20 protein-coding genes are annotated in these 21,174 nt (G+C 57.0%); 3 read left to right on the top strand and 17 right to left on the bottom strand.

Annotation, left to right across the window (positions count from 1 at the left end):
- Positions 1–68 precede the first annotated feature (68 nt).
- From ACO0LO_RS22045 to ACO0LO_RS22125, 17 genes are all read right to left on the bottom strand, one after another.
- On the bottom strand, positions 69–1,271 hold the full coding sequence (locus tag ACO0LO_RS22045) for a DesA family fatty acid desaturase (RefSeq protein ID WP_422967415.1): 1,203 nt from the start codon (positions 1,269–1,271) through the stop codon (positions 69–71).
- A gap of 101 nt (positions 1,272–1,372) precedes the next feature.
- Complete coding sequence (locus ACO0LO_RS22050; protein WP_422967417.1) at positions 1,373–2,683, bottom strand: mechanosensitive ion channel family protein; 1,311 nt, start codon at positions 2,681–2,683, stop codon at positions 1,373–1,375.
- 173 nt (positions 2,684–2,856) lie between these two features.
- A complete protein-coding gene (locus tag ACO0LO_RS22055; RefSeq protein ID WP_422967419.1) occupies positions 2,857–4,164 on the bottom strand; it encodes an RsmB/NOP family class I SAM-dependent RNA methyltransferase in 1,308 nt (435 codons plus the stop codon).
- A gap of 98 nt (positions 4,165–4,262) precedes the next feature.
- On the bottom strand, positions 4,263–4,904 hold the full coding sequence (gene purN / locus ACO0LO_RS22060; RefSeq protein ID WP_422967421.1) for a phosphoribosylglycinamide formyltransferase: 642 nt from the start codon (positions 4,902–4,904) through the stop codon (positions 4,263–4,265).
- A 90-nt stretch (positions 4,905–4,994) separates the two neighbouring features.
- Positions 4,995–5,420: a barstar family protein gene (locus ACO0LO_RS22065; RefSeq protein ID WP_422967423.1), complete on the bottom strand. Its 426-nt coding sequence runs from the start codon at positions 5,418–5,420 to the stop codon at positions 4,995–4,997.
- Between the two features lie 35 nt (positions 5,421–5,455).
- Entirely contained in the window at positions 5,456–5,836 is a 381-nt protein-coding gene (locus tag ACO0LO_RS22070; RefSeq protein ID WP_422967425.1) for a ribonuclease, read from the bottom strand.
- A gap of 131 nt (positions 5,837–5,967) precedes the next feature.
- Complete coding sequence (locus ACO0LO_RS22075; protein ID WP_422967427.1) at positions 5,968–7,170, bottom strand: patatin-like phospholipase family protein; 1,203 nt, start codon at positions 7,168–7,170, stop codon at positions 5,968–5,970.
- A gap of 34 nt (positions 7,171–7,204) precedes the next feature.
- Positions 7,205–8,998, bottom strand: coding sequence for a gamma-glutamyltransferase (gene ggt / locus ACO0LO_RS22080; RefSeq protein WP_422967429.1), 1,794 nt, complete (start codon positions 8,996–8,998; stop codon positions 7,205–7,207).
- Positions 8,999–9,148: 150 nt separating this feature from the next.
- Complete coding sequence (locus ACO0LO_RS22085; RefSeq protein ID WP_422967431.1) at positions 9,149–9,907, bottom strand: 3-hydroxyacyl-CoA dehydrogenase; 759 nt, start codon at positions 9,905–9,907, stop codon at positions 9,149–9,151.
- A 227-nt stretch (positions 9,908–10,134) separates the two neighbouring features.
- The gene (locus ACO0LO_RS22090) at positions 10,135–12,414 is read right to left on the bottom strand and encodes a sodium-translocating pyrophosphatase (RefSeq protein WP_422967432.1); all 2,280 of its coding nucleotides are present in this window, start codon (positions 12,412–12,414) and stop codon (positions 10,135–10,137) included.
- Between the two features lie 271 nt (positions 12,415–12,685).
- Entirely contained in the window at positions 12,686–13,342 is a 657-nt protein-coding gene (adk, locus tag ACO0LO_RS22095; protein WP_422967433.1) for an adenylate kinase, read from the bottom strand.
- A gap of 318 nt (positions 13,343–13,660) precedes the next feature.
- Positions 13,661–14,428 (bottom strand): 3-deoxy-manno-octulosonate cytidylyltransferase, encoded by a 768-nt coding sequence (gene kdsB, locus ACO0LO_RS22100; protein ID WP_422967435.1) that lies wholly within the window; start codon positions 14,426–14,428, stop codon positions 13,661–13,663.
- Position 14,429: 1 nt separating this feature from the next.
- A complete protein-coding gene (locus ACO0LO_RS22105) occupies positions 14,430–14,612 on the bottom strand; it encodes a Trm112 family protein (protein WP_422967437.1) in 183 nt (60 codons plus the stop codon).
- Positions 14,593–15,642, bottom strand: coding sequence for a tetraacyldisaccharide 4'-kinase (gene lpxK / locus ACO0LO_RS22110; protein ID WP_422967439.1), 1,050 nt, complete (start codon positions 15,640–15,642; stop codon positions 14,593–14,595). Before lpxK ends, ACO0LO_RS22105 begins: the two co-directional genes overlap by 20 nt.
- A 111-nt stretch (positions 15,643–15,753) precedes the next feature.
- Complete coding sequence (locus ACO0LO_RS22115) at positions 15,754–16,200, bottom strand: ExbD/TolR family protein (protein WP_422967441.1); 447 nt, start codon at positions 16,198–16,200, stop codon at positions 15,754–15,756.
- A gap of 1 nt (position 16,201) precedes the next feature.
- Positions 16,202–16,807 (bottom strand): MotA/TolQ/ExbB proton channel family protein, encoded by a 606-nt coding sequence (locus ACO0LO_RS22120; RefSeq protein WP_422967443.1) that lies wholly within the window; start codon positions 16,805–16,807, stop codon positions 16,202–16,204.
- Between the two features lie 171 nt (positions 16,808–16,978).
- Positions 16,979–17,158: a hypothetical protein gene (locus ACO0LO_RS22125; protein ID WP_422967445.1), complete on the bottom strand. Its 180-nt coding sequence runs from the start codon at positions 17,156–17,158 to the stop codon at positions 16,979–16,981.
- Between the two features lie 646 nt (positions 17,159–17,804).
- On the opposite strand from ACO0LO_RS22125, the gene xseA reads away from it, so the two are divergent.
- The 3 genes from xseA (at position 17,805) to ACO0LO_RS22140 (ending at position 21,155) form a co-directional block, all read left to right on the top strand.
- Entirely contained in the window at positions 17,805–19,166 is a 1,362-nt protein-coding gene (gene xseA, locus ACO0LO_RS22130) for an exodeoxyribonuclease VII large subunit (RefSeq protein WP_422967447.1), read from the top strand.
- Between the two features lie 239 nt (positions 19,167–19,405).
- Positions 19,406–19,984 (top strand): superoxide dismutase [Fe], encoded by a 579-nt coding sequence (gene sodB, locus ACO0LO_RS22135; protein ID WP_422967449.1) that lies wholly within the window; start codon positions 19,406–19,408, stop codon positions 19,982–19,984.
- A 196-nt stretch (positions 19,985–20,180) separates the two neighbouring features.
- Positions 20,181–21,155, top strand: a complete 975-nt coding sequence (locus ACO0LO_RS22140) for an ABC transporter substrate-binding protein (protein ID WP_422967450.1) — start codon at positions 20,181–20,183, stop codon at positions 21,153–21,155.
- The last annotated feature ends 19 nt before the right edge of the window (positions 21,156–21,174 follow it).

A 21,174-nucleotide genomic window follows, 5' to 3' on the forward strand; every position in this document is an offset into this window, starting at 1 on the left:
ATTGCGCCACTGCGGGCATAAAAAAACGGCGCATGCGCCGTTTTTTAATTCAAGCCAGATCAAGCTGATTATGCGTAACTGCGCAGCCTTTGAGAAAAGTCATGCAGCGCCTGGATGCCGGACGCTTCCGCGCGCGTGCACCAGTCTTGCAGCTGATGTACCAGCTGTTCGCGGCTGACGGTAGAACGCTCCCAGATCAGGCCCAGTTCCACGCGCATGTCATGCATGGTCTTGAGGGCTTTACTATGGGCCAGCACTTCCGACAGGTGCTGCTGCTGCGGCGCTTCCAGCTTGGTCGGTTCGCGCTGCAGGAATTTCTTGGCGGACTTCAGGAAGCCGGCTTCGAATTCATTCTTCTGGCGCAGATGCGCAATCTCGTCACCCCACGTACGACGCAGCGATTTCGCATACTTGGACATCACGTCGTAACGGTTGGTAATTACTGCCTGCAGTGTTTCCATGTCGATCGCCGATTTGATCTCAGCGAACTTCGGCGCAGGAGCCACTTTCTTCACCTTGGCCAGGCCGACGATTTCCATCATGCGGATATACATCCAGCCTATATCGAACTCATACCATTTGGACGACAGCTTGGCCGACGTGCCGAAAGTATGGTGATTGTTATGCAGTTCTTCGCCACCAATCAGGATGCCGAAAGGCAGGATGTTGCGGGATGCATCCACGCAATCGTAATTGCGGTAGCCCCAGTAGTGGCCGATACCGTTGATGATACCGGCAGCCGTCACAGGTATCCACAGCATCTGCACTGCCCACACAGTCACGCCGGCGACACCGAACAGGATGATGTCGAGGACCAGCATTACCGCCACGCCTTGCCAGCTGAACCTGCTGTACAAGTTGCGCTCCATCCAGTCATCCGGCGTACCGTGACCGTACTTTTGCAGGGTTTCCTTGTTTTGGGTTTCCGCGCGATACAGTTCAGCGCCTTGCCAGAATACTTTTTTGATGCCGCGTGTTACCGGGCTATGCGGATCTTCTTCAGTCTCGCATTTGGCATGGTGCTTGCGGTGCACTGCTGCCCATTCCTTGGTGACCTGGCCTGTTGTCAGCCACAGCCAGAAACGGAAAAAATGGCTAGGGATCGCATGCAGATCGAGCGCACGGTGCGCCTGGCAACGATGCAGAAAAATCGTTACGCTGGCTATCGTAATATGGGTAACCACCGCTGTAAATATGAAAATCTGCCATCCGGTGGCACGGGTAATGCCATTTGACAGAAAATCAATTACGGTTGCAATAAAAGTGCTCAAAATGACATGTACTCCTTGGTTAATGACACTATCTTAGCTGATTAAGGTAGCTACAGCGGCAAAGTATAATTTATTTTTTTCCGCATTGTACGTGATTTTTTTCAGTCGCGGCCTGAAACTTTATCAGGTGCATTGTTAATCAAAGTCACAACGCGTTGTGCATAAGGCAATTCAATCTTGCGCTCCTGCAAAACTTTCCATACTGCACGGTTTACATCGGAAATAACCCCTGAGCGCCCGTTTTCGGGGTCGCTAATCCAGAACCCCAGCCGGAGTTCCAAACCGTCAGCACCGAACTTCACCAGATAGGCAGAGGGAGCCGATTCCTTGGACACCCGCGCAATTGTCGTGGCCGTTTCTGCGAGCACCGGCAGCAAGGCTTCAATATCGGTGTTATACGCGACGACCAGATCAGTCGATACCCATACTGAACGGTCGCTCAGCGAATAATTTTGCACCGGGTTGGAAACCAGCATTTCGTTCGGGATCACCGACTCTCCGCCGTCCAGCCCTTTTAATACGGTATAGCGGGTATTGATCTGCGTGACCTTGCCATTGTATTTATCGACGGTAATCATATCGCCGATGGACATGCTACGGTCCAGCAGGATGATGAACCCGGATACATAGCTGCTGGTGATTTTTTGCAAACCAAAACCCAGGCCCACGCCAAGCGCTCCCCCAAACACGGACAACACCGTCAGATCTATGCCGACCAGCGCCAGGCTGACCAGCACCGCCACCAGTATCAATACCGCGCGCCCGAGCCGGGACAGCACTACGCGCAGTGACATGTGCATGGTAGGAAGCTGCATCAAACGGGCTTCCAGTGCTGCACTTGCCCAAAGCGCAACAATGATGGTGACTACCACTGATACCAGCGCTTGCAGTATCGTCAGCAGCGACACCTTGTTGTGACCAATCGGCAAAACCGTGTCATCCAAGGCATCGAACAGGTCCTGCCACAGGCCGGTAAAGTGCAGCACCAGCCCGAGCCAGACCAAGCCGGCGAAGAATTTTTCAAACAGGCCGAGGAAAGTACCGATTTGGCCACCGCGCACGAAAGTGCGCCGGAAAACATAAAAACCGAACCGTATCAGCGCCAGCGATCCAATCAGCGGGATCAGCACCGTCAGCAGGTGGACCGGCTGCCACTTGCCGAGGACAACCCTGGCGACAAGGATGAAGAGCAGCACCAGCACCAGTTGCAAGGTGTGAAAAAAACGGTCTACCCTCAGCTTGTCGGCGTTGCTCTGCTCACCTTTTTTGGTAAACAGCATGGTCAAAAACCGGGCAACGTACCAACCCAGCCCCCAGCAGGCCAGCAAGGCGACGATCTGCCAAACGAAATTCGTATTCTGAAAATCGTTGGACAAGTCTGAAAACAAAGTAGTAAGTAGAGGGGTGCTCATGTTGAGGACGGGCTCGCCGGAGAAAAGTATCTACTCACGCAGATCGCGTGCAAGACAGGATTATCACCGAAGCAATGCATTTTTTGTGTATTGATATAGTAAGCCCGGCATTTATTACTATGCAGGCAAAAAAATGAGCCGCCAGGTAAGCCCGCGACTCATTTCTTACTCCATTACTCTTCAACGGCTTCGGCTTCACTCACTTCAGGCTTAGGTGCGGCAACTGTCTTGTTGCGCTCCAGGATAGCGGCAAAGAAACCGTCAGTCTGGTGAATATGCGGCATCAGTTTCAGGTAGTCGCCCATTTCCAGGTCCACCTTCTGCTCCGCCAATACCTTTGATGCGGGCACCAGCACAAAGTCAGGATGCGTCGCCAGGAAGCCCTCCACTATTGCTTCATTTTCTTCATCCAGTACGCTGCAGGTTGCATATACGAGGCGGCCACCGCCCTTGACCATGCGCGCCGCGCCATCCAGGATGGAGCTTTGCTTGACGTTCAGCTCGGCGATGCCGTCCGCCGTCTGGCGCCATTTCACGTCCGGGTTGCGGCGCAAGGTGCCCAGGCCGCTGCAAGGTGCATCCACCAGCACGCGGTCCAGCTTACCCGCAAGGCGTTTGATCTTCGCATCTTTTTCATGCGCAATGACTACCGGATGTACGTTGGACAAACCGCTGCGCGCGAGACGCGGCTTCAGCTTGGCCAGGCGCTTTTCAGATATGTCGAAGGCATACAGGCGGCCGGTATTGCGCATCGCCGCACCCAGCGCCAGCGTCTTGCCGCCGGCGCCGGCGCAAAAATCCGCCACCATTTCGCCGCGCTTGGCGCCCACCAGCTGCGCCAGCAACTGGCTGCCCTCGTCTTGTACCTCTATCGTGCCATCCTTGAACAGCGGCAGGTTCTGGATAGACGGTTTTTTCCGGATGCGCAGCCCGGTCGCCGAATACGGAGTAGGTTCGGCAATGATGGGCGCAGCAGCCAGGGAAGCGACGACGTCTTCCCGGTTGGATTTCATCGTGTTGACGCGCAGGTCCAGCGGCGCCGGCACGTTCAGCGATTCGGCCAGCTTCAGCGCCTCTTCTTCACCCAGCTTGGCGACAAACTTGTCCCAGATCCAGGCCGGCATGTTCGACTTCATTGCCAGCGACAAATGAGAACGGTCGATCTGCATCACGCGCTCCAGCCACTGAATTTCGTCATCGCTGAGTCCACCCAGCGCATCGACGCCGGCGGCGTCGGCCAGGCCCAGCAGTGTCAGACGGCGCATCGCAGGTCCGCTACCAGACTCCGAAAAGCTGGTGTACACCGATTTATTGCGCAGCAATCCATAGATTGCTTCCGCAATCACACCGCGCTCCCGCGAGCCCAGTCTCGGATGTTCGCGGAAATAGCGCGACAACGTCACATCGGCAGGGCCGGTGAAACGCAGGATTTCACGTAAAACTTCTTCGGCATGGCCGACGATGGCAGGAGGTAATCTCATGCTTATTCCTTCTTCTCATATTTCTTGTTGATACCCGGACCGCTAGTATGAGCATGCCGGGCATTGCAGATTAAAAGCGCAAAACGCTTCAGCGGGCTTTAACCGACGCAGGCAATTCCGGCGCTCTCCGTGCTTTCAGCACCGATGTGTACCAGGTCGCCTTCCAGCGTTAGCTTGCCTTCGACAAACCAGCGCACCGCCTTGGGGTAAATGACATGCTCCTGGACCAGCACGCGCTCGGCCAGGCTTTGTTCCGTGTCGCCCGGCAAAACCGGCACCGCCGCCTGGGCGATGATGGGACCATGGTCCAGCTCGGGAGTCACAAAATGCACCGTCGTCCCATGTATCCTGACGCCGGCAGTCAACGCCTGCCTGTGGGTCGCCAGGCCGGTAAAGCTGGGCAGCAGCGACGGATGGATATTCAGCATCCTGCCGGAGTAATGGGTCACGAACGGTGTCGTCAGGATACGCATGAAACCGGCCAGCACGACGAGATCGGGCGCAAACCGGTCTATTTCCTGTTGCAGCACCGCGTCGAATGCTTCCCTCGACGTAAAATCCCTGCTGGCGACTACAACGGTTGCGATACCCATGGAAGCGGCGTATTCCAGGCCGCTGGCATCCGCCTTGTTGCTGATGACTGCTACAATTTCGGCAGGCCATTGCTGCTCTTTCGCCGCCTGGACGATAGCGCGCATATTGCTGCCACGTCCGGAAATTAATATGACAATCTTTCTCATGGCGGCATTGTACCAGTGCCAAGCCCAAATAAAAATGCCAACGCGACAGCGCCGGCATCGATGCCTGATCGGCAATATGTACTGAGAAAGCTATTCGAACGAGTAAAAAACGCGGAAAGCGACCTTTTTATCTGCCCAGAAATCGGCAGCATCGCGAAACACGTCCAGCAGCGTTTCCCGGGCTTCCTTGTCGAACTTCTGCGTATTGGGCAATTGCTCCAGCACAATGACGAATCCCGCCTGCGGACCTGCTTTATAAGGCAAGTCAGTCAGGCAATCGGACAAGGCATCGAAGTTTTTCGCAAAATGCCGTGGAAAGCCGAACGACTGTGCAATCTTGCCCAGCACCTGCTGCTTGGTGCTGGCTTCAAGACAATACGCATAAAGGAAGTGCTGGCCCAGTTTGGCGGCCTGCGCCTGCAGGTCGCAAATCCTGAACGCGCGTATGGACTGCACCACGTTGAGCGCAACGCTTGCCAGCAAATCCTCTCCATCCTCTGGTACGGCTATGGTCATTATTTCCCTTATCAACTCTCGCAATTCATCCCCGGCTACTCTTTGATCTTCCTGAAAGTCTCATAGTGGTCGTCGGTGTAATAGTATTCGCCGGAAGTACGCGGCTCGCCCCCGGCAATAATGCGGCGCGCGCCACGGTTTCTTGCCCGAGGTGTCTTCACCGTATACTCATGATAGTAGCCGCGCTTTTGCCGTGGAAGCCTGGATTCATAATTGCCGAACACCACGCCATCCTTGTCATAGGCAAATGGGCCACCCTGCTTGATCGCGGCCAGCGTGACCTGCGCCTCTCGCGGCAGATCTGTCACGGCAACCGTGCCGGAAGCTGGCGCCTCACGCGCAAAAACCGATACCGACAGCACCAGCATCGCCACGAAGGCGATCCATTTTTTCAGAAAACTTGCATTAAATATCATGGTTACTCTTATCGGCGACCGGCATGGTCAGGCCCATAGGGTAACGTTTTGTATCCTGCGAATCAACCGTAATTATTTAATTAATAATAGTTTTACAGGAACAATGAACCGGAAAGCCACAGCGTCCAGCTTCAGGCAGACTTGCTTGTAAGACATTCCTCTACCGAATTACCGAAGAAATTGACTACATCGTCGCGCCGCTCATAGGTGTCCTTGACGCCGAGCGCGATCAGTTCCCGCGTGTAGCTGGATTCGAACAGCAGATAGGAGGCCAGCGCGGCGCCGCGCACTTCGGTCGCACCTATTCCTCCCAGCATGGTCCGCACCGGCAGCGGCAGGTTGCGGGTATGCCGGCTGGCGATTTCGTCCAGCCTTTGCGACGGAGCAATGACCAGGATATCGACCGGTTTCAACGGCGTCATTTTCCTGAGTTCCGGCGGCAGCATTGCCAGCGTCTTGTTGATGCGCGTCAGTCTTTCTATATCCACCGCCAGGCCATCCAGGAAGATGCTGGACATCGCGTGCCCGGCGATCTGGGCCAGGCTGGGGTAATGCGCCATTTCGGTATTTTCATTCGGAGGCTCGGTCAGGCGGCCGGCACCGATAATCAGCACCTTTTCCGCACCCAGGTGGATGGCAGGAGAAATCGGCGCCAGTTGCCGCATCGAGCCGTCGCCGCAATATTCCAGGCGGCCGCCCCAGTTCAGCGGCACCGACGGAAAGATGAACGGGATCGCCGACGAGGCCAGCAAGTGCTGCACGCTGATGAAATCGCGCTGCGCCAGGCGCTGGCTACGTACCCACGGCTCTATGTCTTCCAGCGTTTGATAAAAAGTCAGATGCTGGCCGGCCGTGTAGGACGACGCGGTAACCGCCAGCGCCCGCAGTACGCCGGACGCCAGCGCCTGGTCCAGTCGCGGCAAATCCAGCATGCGGTTCAGCAGGTTCTCCAGCGGAGAATTGTCCAGCAGCGAGTTCGGCGGCGACTTGCGCCATTTATTCAGCAGCCAGCCGAAAGACATGATGGACAGCCAGCGCGCGCCTGAACGTATCACGCCCAGTGAATCGGCACGGTACACCTGCGCCGCCTCAAAATGCTCCCATACGTCCAGGATGTTGTTGACGGCTTCGGTAAAATTGTCGGTACGGCAGGCCAGCGCCGTGGCATTGATCGCTCCTGCCGAAGTACCGCAGATAATGCCGAACGGATTAGTGGCGGGATGCCACCCGTCGTCCTGCAAGATATTGGAAATCGCTTTCAATACTCCGACCTGGTAGGCGGCGCGTGCGCCGCCTCCGGTCAGTATCAGGCCCGTTTTTGCGTTGTTGTTCATGATGCCTGCTGTCTCGTCTCCGGATTTTTCACAATCAATCGCCCCTGGCAACACCTTCGCGCCGTGGATCGGCGGCGCCGAACAGCACACTCTTGCCATTCACCACGGTGCGCGTAATGCCATGCAGCCCCGAGGTTTGATCGAATATCCGTATATTGTGTCCTTTTGCCTTCAAGGCATCAAGCGTGGCGTCGGAAAAGCGGCCTCGCTCCAGCTCCGTTGCGCCATTGCGGCTGCCGAAGTTGGGCAGATTGATTGCCTGCTGCAGATCCAGCCCCCAATCCAGATTGCCGATCAGGACCTTCATCACGTAGTTGATGATGACGGAACCGCCCGGGGAACCGATCGCCATCACAAACTGTTTGCTCTGGCGGTCAAACACCAGCGTCGGCGACATGGCGCTGCGCGGCCGCTTGCCGGGCTGCACGCGGTTGGCGATGGGGCCATTGGCATCCTTGTCCAGTGCAGAAAAATCGGTCAGCTGGTTATTCAGCAAAAACCCGTCTACCATTTGCCGCGAACCGAAGGCGTCTTCCACCGACGTGGTCATCGACAGCGCCTGGCCTCGGCCGTCGACGATGGACATGTGGGAAGTGGACGGCAGTTCCGGCGAATGGTCTGCGCCCCATGCGACCTGCATGCCCGGCGGCGTGCCGGGTTTGGCGCTGCCCATGGATTTATCCGAGATCAGCGCGGCGCGGCCTGCCAGGTAAGTCTTGTCCAGCAAGGGCATGAAACTGTTGCCGGGCAAGGGAACGAAATCGGTATCGGCGATATACCGTTCACGGTCCGCGTAAGCGAGGCGACCGGCTTCGGTAAACAAATGCACGGCTTCGGGGTTCAGCTCGCCATTTGTCGGCGGCAGCGACCGGATGCCGGTATTTTCCAGTATGCCCAGCATCTGCGCGATGGCGATGCCGCCGGAAGACGGCGGCGGCATGCCGCACACCGTCCATTTTTCAAAATCGGCGCATACCGCTTCACGCGCCTTTGCCTGGTAATCCGCCAGATCCTTCAGGGCCAGCGTGCCAGGATTGCTGGCGTGTGCATGCACCTTGTCCACCATGTCCTGCGCAATACGCCCGGCATAGAAAGCCTGAGTGCCCTGCTCTGCAATCGCGCGCAGCGTCCTGGCCAGTTCAGGATTTTTCAGGATATGCCCGACCGGCCAAGGCTGCCCCTGGCTGTTGTAAAAATAGGCCAGCGCCACCGGGTCTTTTTTCAGGAAGCGCTCATCCTGCAGCAAGGTGAACAGCCTGGGGCTGACGGCAAAGCCTTTTTCCGCCAGCTGTATCGCCGGAACGAACAAACTCTTCCACGGCAGCGTGCCGTGCTGCCGGTGTGCCAGTTCCAGCATGCGCAGCACGCCAGGCACGCCGACGGAACGCCCGCCTATTACCGCATCGTAAAACGGCAGTGGCTTGCCGTTGGCATCCTGGAATAATTTTTCGGTGGCGGCTGCGGGTGCGGTTTCCCTGCCGTCAAACGCCTGCACTGCCTTGCCGTCGAAGTGCAGCATGAAAGCGCCGCCGCCTATGCCGGACGATTGCGGCTCCACCAGGCCCAGCACCATCTGCGTCGCTACCGCGGCATCGATTGCGGAGCCGCCCTGCTTCAGCATCCGGTAACCCGCCTCCGCGGCCAGCGGATTGGCGGCAACGACCATGTATTTTTGCGCGGTCCAGCCATTTTTGGACGTGTAGCCGGAAGCAATTTCCGGCGCCTTCGCCACATCGTAATGCGCCGCATGCTGCGCATCCTGGGCGCCGGCATATCCCGCCAGCGCGGCATTGCCGATTACAAATACCGCCGTCCACAAAAACCGCATCGTGTCATTCTCCGCAAATAAAAAAAGGGCAAACCAGGAATCTGTTAACACTGAATGTTAATGGATTCTGGCCTGCCCCAGTGTATTAGCCCGCCGAGGAAAAGTCATGTAACGAAATGATAGTCGATTCCCTTCCCAGCTGCTGCACGCCTATTTCGGCTGCATGCGAATCGCGCCGTCCAGCCGTATCGTTTCACCGTTCAGCATCACGTTTTCAATGATGGACTTGCTCAGTTGCGCATATTCGTCCGGCTTGCCCAGACGTGGTGGGAACGGCACCATGCGTCCCAATGCATCCTGCACTTCCTGAGGCATGCCGAGCAGCATGGGCGTCTCGAAGATGCCCGGTGCAATGGTCATCACGCGGATGCCGTTGCGCGACAGGTCGCGCGCCATCGGCAGGGTCAGGCCCACTACGGCGGCTTTCGACGATGCATAAGCTGCCTGGCCGATCTGGCCGTCATACGCCGCAACCGACGCGGTATTGATGATCACGCCGCGTTCACCCTGCTCGGTCGCGTCGGTAGCCGACATCGCTTCCGCCGCCAGACGCGCCATGTTGAACGTGCCGATCAGGTTGATGTTGACCACGCGCTGAAACACATCCAGCGGATGCGCGCCGTCCTTGCCCACCGTTTTAACCGCAGGCGCAACGCCGGCGCAGTTGACCAGGCCGCGCAGCGTGCCCATCGCCGTTGCCGCGGCAACCACTGCCTTGCCGTCCGCTTCCGAAGTCACGTCGCATTTGATGAATTTGCCGCCCAGTTCCGCCGCCAGTTTCTCGCCGGCCTCTACCTGTACGTCGGCCAATACCACTTTACCGCCATTGGCAACCAGCATGCGCGCTGTCGCCGCGCCCAGGCCGGAGGCGCCGCCGGTGATAATGAAAACACTGTTCTGGATTTGCATGATCTTGTCTCTTTCTATGTACTCTGGGAGCGTCCGGGCCGGCATCTGTTTCGCTTGCGCCGGTTCGCCTTCCATTGGTTCAATTCGGTCAATGAAGATTAACGCTTACGTTGACACTTACATTGACGTTTACGTAAACGTCATCAGGCAGCTATTGTAACCAATTTTTGCCCGCCAATGAAAAAAGGCGGCATCGGGCCGCCTTTGTGCAATATGTCGTTTCCTGCCTACTTCGATGCCGAATCCGATGCAGGTGCTGCGGGAACTGGAGCGGCCGCAGCATCCGAAGCCGGTGCGCTGCGCGACATCATCATTGTATTGGGCGGAGGCGCTTCCGCCGATGCTGCTGTTGATATTGCTGTTGAGCCGGGAATAGATTCCGACGGTGGTTCAGCAACAGGCTGCACGATCGCTGCGGGAACAGACGCCGGCATGTGCGCAGACTGTGCGCCCGCGCTTGGCAGCAAGGGCACCAGCAGCAAGGCAACGATGTTGATGATCTTGATCAGCGGATTCACCGCCGGGCCGGCGGTATCCTTGTACGGATCGCCGACGGTGTCGCCTGTGACCGCAGCCTTGTGTGCGTCGGAACCTTTACCGCCGTGGTGGCCGTCTTCAATGTATTTCTTCGCATTGTCCCAGGCGCCGCCGCCGGTAGTCATCGAGATCGCCACAAACAGGCCGGTGACGATGGTTCCCATCAGCAGTCCACCCAGCGCCGCAGGGCCGAGGATCAGGCCGACCAGGATGGGCACAACCACGGGCAACAGCGAAGGGATGATCATTTCCTTGATCGCCGACGTGGTCAGCATGTCCACCGCCTTATCGTATTCCGGCTTGCCGGTGCCGTCCATGATGCCCTTGATTTCCTTGAACTGGCGCCGCACCTCCACCACTACGGCGCCGGCTGCGCGCCCTACCGCTTCCATCGCCATCGCGCCGAACAGGTAAGGGATCAGGCCGCCGATGAACAGGCCGACAATCACCCGGGGCTCGGACAGGTCGAAGCTGGAATGCTTGCCGACCGAATCCAGCGCATGCGTGTAGTCGGCAAACAGGACCAGCGCGGCCAAGCCGGCTGAGCCGATTGCATAGCCCTTGGTTACCGCCTTGGTCGTATTGCCCACGGCATCCAGCGGATCGGTAATGGCGCGCACCGACGAAGGCATCTCGGCCATTTCGGCGATCCCGCCGGCATTGTCCGTGATCGGCCCATACGCATCCAGCGCAACGATGATCCCGGCCATCGACAGCATCGAAGTCGCCGCAATCGCAATGCCGTATAGGCCCGCGCCGCACATTTCACCCAGCCAGTAGGCGGCCAGGATGGCGGCGCATACCGCCAGCACCGGATAAGCGGTGGATTTCATCGACACGCCGAGGCCGGCGATGATGTTCGTGCCGTGGCCGGTGGTGGATGCTTCCGCGATATGGCGCACGGGCTTGAAATCCGTACCCGTGTAATATTCAGTGATGTACACCATCAGGCCGGTCAGCACAATACCGACGACGGTCGCACCCATCATGGGCATGCGCATAGCTTCCGGCATCACCATCCAGGTCACGATTGCGAAGCCGATCAGCGACAGGCCTGCCGCCCACCATAAGCCGGTATACAGCGCCGACATGATTTTTTTGCCGGGCTTGGCCTTGACCATGGAGCAGCCGACGATAGAAGCCAGGATCGAGACTGCTCCCAGCAACAACGGGTAAACGATGGCCTGGGTCACTGCATTGGCGACGACCAGCGCGCCGAGCAGCATCGTGGCGATCAGCGTCACCACATAGGTTTCAAACAGATCGGCGGCCATGCCGGCGCAATCGCCGACGTTGTCGCCGACGTTATCGGCGATCACTGCCGGGTTGCGCGGGTCGTCTTCCGGGATGCCGGCTTCCACCTTGCCGACCAGATCTGCGCCGACGTCGGCGCCCTTGGTAAAGATGCCTCCGCCCAGCCGGGCAAAGATGGAAATCAGCGAAGCGCCGAAGGCCAGGCCTAACAGGGGCTTTATCAGGTCGTGCGCAGTCGCGTCGGAACCACCCTGCGGCGCCATCGCCATCAGCACCCAGTAAAACAGGGTGACGCCCAGCAGGCCGAGACCTACCACCAGCATGCCGGTGATTGCGCCACCCTTGAATGCCACGTCCAGCGCCTCATTCATGCCCTTGGTGGCCGCCTGCGCGGTCCTGACGTTGGCCCGCACCGACACGTTCATGCCGATGAAGCCGCAGGCACCGGATAACACAGCGCCTATCAGAAATCCCAGCGCGGTAATCAGGCCGAGCCCGGGGATCGCGGCAATCACGATAAACAACACCACGCCGACGATCGCTATCGTCCTGTACTGCCTTGCCAGATAGGCGGCAGCCCCCTGCTGTATCGCCGCAGCGATATCCTGCATGCGGGCATTTCCTGCGTCCTGCTTCAAAATCCAGCTGCGGGATATCAGGCCGTAAAGCACGGCGATGACTCCGCATGCGACGGCAAACCATAGACCAGCTACCATGTTGACTCCTCCACTTGTTATGGGCATCCCGGCGCCCGCGCTTGTGGCGTGGGACGCAAAAATGTTTTTATGACGACAAAGTAAAACAACGACGAAACTTCAACTCCTCTACGATCCACTATTTGACCGAACGCGGGATGATGAAAACTACGCACTGCAAAACTTGTACGCTGCCCTTTTTTATTTGGAGTGCCTGGGCTGGCTTGAAATACGATACAACCGGCTATCTGGAATTCCCATGAAAAAAGCGGGCATAAAGCCCGCTTTCTTTTTACTCTGCGAGTGCCGCGAAAGCACTGTCGCGGATTACCTCTACCGGACCGACGCCGGCGATCTTGCGGTATTTAGGCGCGCCTGGTGCGCCCGATTTGGCCCAGTCACCGTAGTAGCCGACCAGCACCTCGGTCTGCTCGTGATAGACGGACAGACGCTTCTTGACGGTATCTTCCTTGTCGTCGTCGCGCTGTATCAGTTCGTCGCCGGTAACGTCATCACGGCCTTCCACTTTAGGCGGATTGAATTTCACGTGGTACACCCGGCCTGACGCGGGATGCACGCGGCGGCCGCTCATGCGGTCGATGATGGCTTCGTCAGGAACGGCGATTTCCAGCACGTAATCGATCTTGACGCCGGCGTCCTTCATGGCATCTGCCTGGCGTGTGGTCCTGGGGAAACCGTCGAACAAATAGCCATTGGCGCAATCCGCATCCTGCAAACGGTCCTTGACCAGGCCAATGATGATGTCGTCGGATACCAGTCCACCGGCATCCATCACTTTTTTGGCTTCCACTCCAAGCGGTGTGCCTGCTTTGACGGCAGCACGCAGCATGTCGCCGGTGGAAATTTGCGGAATATTGAATTTTTCCTTGATGTAATTAGCTTGTGTGCCCTTGCCGGCCCCCGGCGCTCCCAACAAAATAAGACGCATTTTAGTTCCTAAGACGAGTTTGAATTCTTTCGTATTGCGTGCCCGCTACCGGACTCAATACTGGATGTTGTCGATATTTTAGTTTTACGATACTGGATTATGCTTCGCCGATTGCGTATTGAATGTTTTCGCACGGTGCGGCAACCATTGCTACGCATCAACTCTTACCGAAAAATATCGCTGGCGGCGAACCAAGCTGCGATATCTGACAGTAGTAATAACACAGTATCTTTTCACGAAACTTACCACAAAAAATTAGTTAATTGATGCTTTGCCATGAAATCAGCCTGCTAAAGCTTATTTTTCCAGCTAAATGATTTAAACCAGTGACGCCGGCGCAAAAAATTGCCTGACCCTGGCAAGGTCTTCCTCGGTATCCACACCCGGCGCAGGCATCGCCTCAGTAACGTGGACAGCGATAGGATGGCCATTCCACAGCACGCGCAATTGTTCCAGCGCCTCCTGCTGCTCCAGCGGAGATATCTGCAACAGCGGATAAGCTTTCAGGAAATCATTCCTGTAAGCATACAAGCCTATGTGCCTCAGCGGTGCATATCGTTCAGGCAATACGTTGCGCGTTGCAGCAAAACCGTCCCTGTGCCAGGGTATCGTCGCCCGCGAGAAATAGAGCGCGCGCCCTGCCTTGTCCAGCACGACCTTAACCACGTTGGGGTTGAACACCTCGTGCAGATCATGCAGGGGATGTGCTGCTGTCGCCATGGGCACAGCGGCACTGATCAATGCTGCGGTTGCAGCAATCAGCGCCGGCTCTATTAGTGGCTCGTCGCCCTGCACATTGACCACCACCGCATCATCTGCCAGGCCAAGCGCTGCAGACACTTCTGCAATGCGGTCGGTGCCGGAAGGATGGTCGGCGCGCGTCATGATTGCCTGTACGCCATGCTCGCGGCAGGCCGCCACTATGTCGGCATGATCGGTCGCCACCACGACCTGGCTCGCGCCGGACAGCAGTGCGCGCTCGGCGGTGCGCACCACCATGGGCTTGCCGCCCAGGTCGGCCAGCGGCTTGTTCGGCAAGCGGGTGGAAGCCAGCCGCGCCGGCACAATTGCAACAAAGGACTTCATGTCAGTTGCCGTCTGCAGCCGCATTCAATGCACGCGCCTGATCGGCCCACATGATGGGGATATCGTCGCGGATAGGATAAGCCAGCTTGTCTGCATTGCAGATCAGTTCCTGCGCCGCCTTGTCATACACCAGCGGGCCCTTGCACAAGGGGCAAACCAACACGTCAAGCAAGCGAGCGTCCATTTTGTTTCTCCGAAATTTTTTCCACAAGTTTTACCGCGAAATCCGCATCCAGCTGCGCGCTGACCGGCACTACCCACAGCCGCGCGTCCTGCCGCATCGATTCGATCTGCCTACATTTTACTGCATCCTTTTCCGTGATCAATATCATGTCTGCCTGCACCGCCTTAAAAGGATGGTCCGCGAAATCATGATGGTCCGGCAAGGACATCGTCTCTATCTGTAACCCTGCCGAGCGCAGCATGGAAAAAAAACGCTCGGGGTTGCCTATGCCGGCCGCCGCAAGGATCTTGCCCGCACGCGCCGCCAGTTGCGCCATCGTCAGGCTGGCCGTGGGATCTGCAAGATTGCTTGCTACATCGGCCACCAGCTGCATGCGCGCAGCGCCGCTATCCACGCCCGGGGCTTCGGCACCGGCCTTGGCGCCGGACATGTTCAGCACCGTAAAATCGCTGCGCCTGCCGGCCGGTTCGCGCAAAGGCCCGGCAGGCAACATCCAGCCGTTGCCCACGCCGCGCTGGTCGAACAGCATGATCTCCACATCCCTGGCCAACGCATAGTGCTGCAAACCATCATCGGAAACGATGACGTCGGTTTCCGGATAGCGATGCAACAAAGCCTGTGCGGCCTCCACCCGGTTGCGGCCTACCATCACCGGGCAGCCTGTCCGTTGCGCGATCAGCAGCGGCTCATCGCCGACGGCGGTAGCAGACGCATCCGCCCTTGCTTCCACAATCGTTGCGGCACTGGCGCCGTAGCCACGCGACACCACTGCAGGTTTCCAGCCGGCCGCTTGCAGCTGCTGCACCAGCCAGATGGTCAGCGGCGTCTTGCCGGTGCCGCCCACAAAGATGTTGCCGACCACGACCACCGGCACCGGCAGGCGGGTCTGGCGCTTGTAACCCATCAGGAACAGTCCGGCGCGAAAGCCCACCAGCAGCTGGAACAGCTTGGACAACGGCCATAGCAAACGCGCTGTCAAGCCGCGCCGCAGCCATGCCCGCAACAAACCGGTTTCTATGTGGGAAGCCAAGAACACTCCAAAATCGGGAAACAAGATGAACTGCAGCTCGCTGGAAACTGCGCCCCAAAACGGCGATGCCGGCGTTTTTAAGGCGCCGGCACCGTCATTGCGCAGCGCAGGCTATTTTTTATTGCTGGCCTGTGCTGCAAACGTCACTTTAGCCATGCCTGCAATACGTGCAGCTTCCAGCACGTCGATCACCGACTGGTGGCTGGTGGCGCGGTCTGCATTGATGATCACGACCGGATCCTGCCGCGCGCCGTCCTTGCCTGCATTCAGCGCTGCAGCTGCCTGCTTCAGGTCTTCCGCAAGCGTGGCGGTGTCCAGGAAAGATACCGGCTGGCTATTGATCTTGTAGCGGCCTTGTGCATCGATGCCGATGTCGATCTGGGCCGGGCGGTCCTGCGATTTTTCTGCATCCGCGGTCGGCAGGGTGATCTGCAATTCGGTGAAGCGGCTGTAGGTGGTCGTGACCATCAGAAAGATCAGGATCACCAGCAGCACGTCGATAAAGGGAATCAGGTTGATCTCGGGATCTTCCCTGCCCTGTCCTTTGCGGAAGTTCATCTTATTTTCTCGCGCTATGGACGATATCGACGAATTTCACTGCCTGCTGTTCCATATCCACGACCAGGCTGTCCACCAGCGCGCGGAAATGGCGATAGAAAATCAGCGAAGGCATCGCAATCAGCAAGCCGAAACCGGTGTTGTACAGCGCCACAGAAATACCGTGGGCCAGTTGCGCCGGGTTGGCGCCGGACGCATTTTGCGAACCGAAAATTTCTATCATGCCGACTACGGTGCCGAACAGGCCCATCAGCGGCGCCAGCGATGCAATCGTGCCCAGCGTGGTCAGGAAGCGTTCCAGCTCATGCGCGACGGCGCTGCCGGCTTCTTCTATCGATTCTTTCATCACTTCGCGTGGCGCTTCCACATTGCGCAGGCCGGCGGCCAGTACCTTGCCCAGCGGCGAGTTGGCAGCAAGGTGGTCGATCACTTCCTGCTTGATCTTGCCTGCCTGATATACGCGTATGACTTCCGCCAGCAAGGTCTTGGGCAGGATGCGCTGACGGCGCAGCGACAACGAACGCTCTATGATCAGCGCCAGTGCAATGATGGACGCAACCAGCAACAGATAAATCGGCCAGCCAGCCGCTTGAAGAATAGCGAACAAAAGAAGCTCCTTGAGGGTTCAGTCAATCCAACCCCGCAATGTAGCGTGTTGTCTGCCCTTGGGCAAGCCTTGCCCGGCAAAATGCGACAATGATAGGCAAGAAATATTTTTCTTGTGCCGCAGTTTTGCACATTTTCTGTGTGCAAGATTGTGGACATCTTTGTGCTATAGCTATAACTCCTTGATTTTAATCACAATTGCGTCACCGCTTAAAAAGCAGGCAACCGGGGTAAAAAACGGCAGCAAACTTTGCGGCACAGGCGGTCTGTCTGGAGTTTTTGCACATTTTCTGTGGACAAGTTTGTGTGCAAGCACTAAAAATGTATTTAAGTCCTTGATTTTATTAGCCATTCAAGTCCTGCCTTAAAATGCGGCAGCCGCAAGCCGACCAATATCCGGCCACGTCAATGAACCAATTGAAGCGCGACTTTTGCACATTTCTTGTGGATAAGATTGTGTGCAAGACCATAAAAAGCGCGCAAGTGGCTGATTTTATTCAGGATAAAACGGCTGCTGCATTATTAGGCAGAGCCGCTTTTCTGCTATAGGTTTAGTGATAAGCCAACAATTTGTGGCTGACATTTTCAGGCTGGAGTTTTGCACCCATTTTGTGGATAAGTTTGTCAGCAAGCACGCCGGAACACGATAAGTAATTGATTAAATTAAATAAACCATTTTTACACAAATAAACAGCACCCCACCGACCCGCTGAATTCTCGAAATATATTTCACCCGAGAAATTAAATCAGCGAACGCATATGCGGATTTGCCCACGGATTCTGTGGATAACTTTGTGAACAATATGAAGAAGTAACGCTAAAGTCCTTGATTTGTAAGGATTTTCCTACTTTGCCACTTTATTACGCAAAATTGGATTTTCTTTAAAAATCAAACACTTAGCGGATAATCATGAATATTTTTTGACATCACAGCCGCTTGATGACATCCTAAGGCCCGCACCACGCTTCTGTGGACAGCTTTTTCCCTGCCGACCCGCATGACTCCTGATCTCCGTCCCCCATCTCCAGCATCCGCGCCGCCCGTACTGACTGTTTCAGCGCTGAACCAGGCCGTTGCCCAGCTTCTGGAACGGAACATCCCGCTGACGTGGGTTTCCGGCGAAATATCCAATTTTACCCGCGCCGCATCGGGGCATTGGTATTTCACGCTGAAAGACCAGAATGCCCAGGTCAGGGCCGTCATGTTCCGCGGCCGCGCCCAGTATGCCGGCTTCATCCCGCGCGAAGGAGACAAGGTGGAGGTGCGCGCACTGGTCACGCTGTATGCGCCGCGCGGCGACTACCAGCTAAGCGTGGAAGCAATACGTCGCGCCGGCCTCGGCAACCTGTACGAAGCCTTCCTGCAGCTCAAGGCTCAACTGACTGCGGAAGGCCTGTTTGATCCGCAACGCAAACGCGCCATTCCAGGATTCGTGCGCAGCATAGGCATCGTCACCAGCCCGCAAGCAGCAGCCTTGCGCGACATACTGACGACGTTGCAGCGGCGTGCGCCTCATGTGAACATTGTGCTGTACCCGACCCCGGTGCAGGGAGAAGGTTCGGCGCAAAAAATTGCCCAGGCCATCGCTACCGCATCTCGCCGTGCCGAATGCGACGTGCTGCTGGTATGCCGTGGCGGCGGCAGCATAGAAGATCTATGGTCATTCAATGCAGAGATTGTCGCGCGTGCCATCGCAGCGGCCAGCATGCCCGTGATCTCCGGCGTAGGCCATGAAACCGATTTCACGATTGCCGATTTTGCCGCCGACGTGCGCGCAGCCACGCCGACCGCCGCCGCAGAACTGGCGGCAGCACACCGGGCCGACCTGCTGGCGGAACTGGGCCAGCAAGGCAGCGCATTGCAAAGGGCGATGCGCCGGCTGTTGGCCAGCCATGCGCAGACGGTCGACTGGTATTCGCGCCGCCTGCAAAGCCCGGCGGCGGCCATCACCCACAAGCGCCTGCAGTTGCAAAGCTGGTCGCAAAGGCTGGCCTATTCCGTCAGGTATCCGCTGCAGCACTCGCACTCCAGCCTGGCGCAGCTGTCTGCCAGACTGAAAAACCAGTTGCCGGACACCGCCGGCCATCAGGCCCAGCTGGCCGAATGGAAACGCAGGCTGGCCTCAGGTGCGGCCGGCCAGGCCAAAAACCGGCGCCAGGCACTGGCCGCACTGGAGGCGCAACTGGAACTGCTAAGTCCGCAGAGGACGCTGGAGCGCGGCTACAGCATCCTCAGTGACCACAAAGGCCGGCTGATACGCTCAACCAAGCAGTTGCAGCGGAACACCAGCATCAGCGTCCGCACCGCCGGCGACAGCGCCGAAGTAGGCATCAGCAGCGTTCAACCCAGCCTGGAGTGAGCATCCGCTCTCTCCTAACAGCTTGGCCTGGGTAGCCTGCATACGGCATCGCACTATCAGCGGACGGATATACTCCTTATCCGTATGCCAACACCTGCAAAGCTTTCGCGGCCGCCACAATACCAGGCGCGCTCTGCGGGAAAGCCGCCATTTGGTCTAAAATGAATGCAATTGCTGCAACCGATTCACTTAGCCATTACAATTGAGTTTTCACCGAACCACGAATAAAAGGATGCACTATGGAACATACCCTACCGGCACTGCCCTATGCACTGGACGCACTCGCTCCACATATTTCCAAGGAAACCCTGGAGTATCACTATGGCAAGCATCATCAAACCTATGTGACCAACCTGAATAACCTGATCAAGGGCACAGAATTCGAAAACTCCACACTGGAAGAGATCGTCAAAAAATCTTCCGGCGGCGTATTCAACAACTCCGCGCAGATCTGGAACCACACGTTCTACTGGAACAGCCTGAAACCAAACGGCGGCGGCACTCCAAGCGGCGCGCTGGCAGACGCCATCAACGCAAAATGGGGTTCCTTCGATGCATTCAAGGAAGCCTTCAACAAATCCGCGGTAGGCAATTTCGGCTCCAGCTGGACATGGCTGGTCAAAAAAGCCGACGGCACACTGGATATCGTCAATACATCCAACGCCGCCACTCCGCTGACCACTGCAGACAAGGCGCTGGTAACCTGCGATCTGTGGGAACACGCGTACTACATCGATTACCGCAACGCGCGTCCTAAATACCTGGAAGCGTTCTGGGCGCTGGTCAACTGGGATTTTGCCGCAAAGAATCTGGCGTAATATCGCGGATGCTTCTACCGGTTACCTACGGGGAACCGGGAAATTTAAAACGGCGTTGCCTGCTTTCAGGTAACGCCGTTTTTTAATGCGCGCCGCGGCCGCGTGTATTTTTGCAATGTTTGCCTGATTGCAGATATCATCCCTATAAATACAATCTTTGCCTATAAGGCAATTCATGCCGGCGCCATATCCATATATGAAAGTCTTTCCTACGGTTTTCCGCGTGCTGGGCTTGTTGGCCGGGCTGGCTGCGCCCGGCGTATTCGCTGCGGAACTGAGTATTGCGGTAAGCGCCACCGGCATGTCCACACCGTTTTACGTAGCGGAAAAAATGGGTATGTTTGCGCAGGAAGGATTGAAAGTCAGGCTGGAGGATTGCATCAACGGCGCGCGCTGTATCAAGCAGATGTTTGCCGGCAAGGTGCAGCTTGCCACCGTCTCCGACCTGCCCATCATGTTCAACGGCTTTGAGCGCAAGGACTTCGTCGTTCTCAGCACTTTCTGCAATGCCAACTTCGACACCAAGCTGATCGTCCGGAAGAACGACAACATCTCCGCAGCGAAAGACCTGGTCGGAAAAAGAGTGGCGATACCGATGGGCACGTCCAGCCAGTATGCATTCGACCTGATTGCACTATCCCAAGGGTTCGATCCGCGCGGCATGGGGCTGATCAACATGGCGCCGGAAGACATGCCGCAAGCAATGCTCAGCCACAAGATCGATGCGGCAGCCGTGTTTGAACCGGCGGCCTTCAAGGTCATGCAGGCGCTCGGCAGCGAAGCACAGACGCTGCCGACCGGATCAGTCCACACGCTGAGTTTCAACCTCGTCACGCTGAAACCTACTTTGAACAGCCGCAGGGACGACATGGTGAGGCTGGTGCGCGCGCTGAACAACGCCACGGTGTATATCCAGAACAACCCTGAACTGAGCAAATCCATACTGCTGGACCATCTGAAACTGGATCCCGCATTTATTACCTCGGCCTGGGCCGATTTCCGCTTCAATATGGTGCTTAGCCAATCCCTGTTGATATCCCTGGAATCGGAGGCCCGCTGGGCCATCCGTGAGAACCTGATCAGCAACCACCAGATCCCTAATTTCCTGGATCTGCTGGAACCATCGATCCTGAGAAAAGTCAGGCCCAGCGGTGTCACCCTTGTCAAGTAAGGTGGATATATGCGCATAA

It is taken from the genome of Undibacterium sp. TJN25 (assembly GCF_049339885.1).
Taxonomy (GTDB): Bacteria; Pseudomonadota; Gammaproteobacteria; order Burkholderiales; family Burkholderiaceae_D; genus Undibacterium.

Excerpts from the sequence above, each read along its gene's own strand:
- ACO0LO_RS22140 (WP_422967450.1), top strand. The coding sequence starts at position 20,181 with ATGAAAGTCTTTCCTACGGTTTTCCGCGTGCTGGGCTTGTTGGCCGGG.
- ggt (WP_422967429.1), bottom strand. The coding sequence starts at position 8,998 with ATGCGGTTTTTGTGGACGGCGGTATTTGTAATCGGCAATGCCGCGCTG.
- ACO0LO_RS22090 (WP_422967432.1), bottom strand. The coding sequence starts at position 12,414 with ATGGTAGCTGGTCTATGGTTTGCCGTCGCATGCGGAGTCATCGCCGTG.
- ACO0LO_RS22065 (WP_422967423.1), bottom strand. The coding sequence starts at position 5,420 with ATGACCATAGCCGTACCAGAGGATGGAGAGGATTTGCTGGCAAGCGTT.
- ACO0LO_RS22070 (WP_422967425.1), bottom strand. The coding sequence starts at position 5,836 with ATGATATTTAATGCAAGTTTTCTGAAAAAATGGATCGCCTTCGTGGCG.
- ACO0LO_RS22050 (WP_422967417.1), bottom strand. The coding sequence starts at position 2,683 with ATGAGCACCCCTCTACTTACTACTTTGTTTTCAGACTTGTCCAACGAT.
- ACO0LO_RS22055 (WP_422967419.1), bottom strand. The coding sequence starts at position 4,164 with ATGAGATTACCTCCTGCCATCGTCGGCCATGCCGAAGAAGTTTTACGT.
- ACO0LO_RS22085 (WP_422967431.1), bottom strand. The coding sequence starts at position 9,907 with ATGCAAATCCAGAACAGTGTTTTCATTATCACCGGCGGCGCCTCCGGC.
- adk (WP_422967433.1), bottom strand. The coding sequence starts at position 13,342 with ATGCGTCTTATTTTGTTGGGAGCGCCGGGGGCCGGCAAGGGCACACAA.
- kdsB (WP_422967435.1), bottom strand. The coding sequence starts at position 14,428 with ATGAAGTCCTTTGTTGCAATTGTGCCGGCGCGGCTGGCTTCCACCCGC.
- ACO0LO_RS22115 (WP_422967441.1), bottom strand. The coding sequence starts at position 16,200 with ATGAACTTCCGCAAAGGACAGGGCAGGGAAGATCCCGAGATCAACCTG.
- ACO0LO_RS22105 (WP_422967437.1), bottom strand. The coding sequence starts at position 14,612 with ATGGACGCTCGCTTGCTTGACGTGTTGGTTTGCCCCTTGTGCAAGGGC.
- ACO0LO_RS22125 (WP_422967445.1), bottom strand. The coding sequence starts at position 17,158 with ATGGCTAATAAAATCAAGGACTTAAATACATTTTTAGTGCTTGCACAC.
- ACO0LO_RS22075 (WP_422967427.1), bottom strand. The coding sequence starts at position 7,170 with ATGAACAACAACGCAAAAACGGGCCTGATACTGACCGGAGGCGGCGCA.
- xseA (WP_422967447.1), top strand. The coding sequence starts at position 17,805 with ATGACTCCTGATCTCCGTCCCCCATCTCCAGCATCCGCGCCGCCCGTA.
- purN (WP_422967421.1), bottom strand. The coding sequence starts at position 4,904 with ATGAGAAAGATTGTCATATTAATTTCCGGACGTGGCAGCAATATGCGC.
- sodB (WP_422967449.1), top strand. The coding sequence starts at position 19,406 with ATGGAACATACCCTACCGGCACTGCCCTATGCACTGGACGCACTCGCT.